Below are 422 nucleotides of genomic sequence, written 5' to 3'. Positions count from 1 at the left end.
CCATTCGTGCAGGTCGGAACTTACCCGACAAGGAATTTCGCTACCTTAGGACCGTTATAGTTACGGCCGCCGTTTACTGGGACTTCAATCAAGAGCTTGCACCCCATCATTTAATCTTCCAGCACCGGGCAGGCGTCACACCCTATACGTCCACTTTCGTGTTTGCAGAGTGCTGTGTTTTTATTAAACAGTCGCAGCCACCAGTTTATTGCAACCCTTTCACCCTCATGGAGTAAACCATTCAAGCTACCGGGGCGTACCTTTTCCCGAAGTTACGGTACCAATTTGCCGAGTTCCTTCTCCCGAGTTCTCTCAAGCGCCTTAGAATACTCATCTCGCCCACCTGTGTCGGTTTGCGGTACGGTCTCGTATGACTGAAGCTTAGAGGCTTTTCTTGGAACCACTTCCGATTGCTTCGTGAA

1 rRNA gene is annotated in these 422 nt (G+C 50.0%); it reads right to left on the bottom strand.

The window, feature by feature from the left end:
- Positions 1-422, bottom strand: a 23S ribosomal RNA gene (locus AC0V2Y_RS28190); the annotation flags it as partial.

Source organism: Janthinobacterium sp. BHSEK, from assembly GCF_056174685.1.
This window is presented reverse-complemented; position numbering and strand designations above follow the sequence as displayed.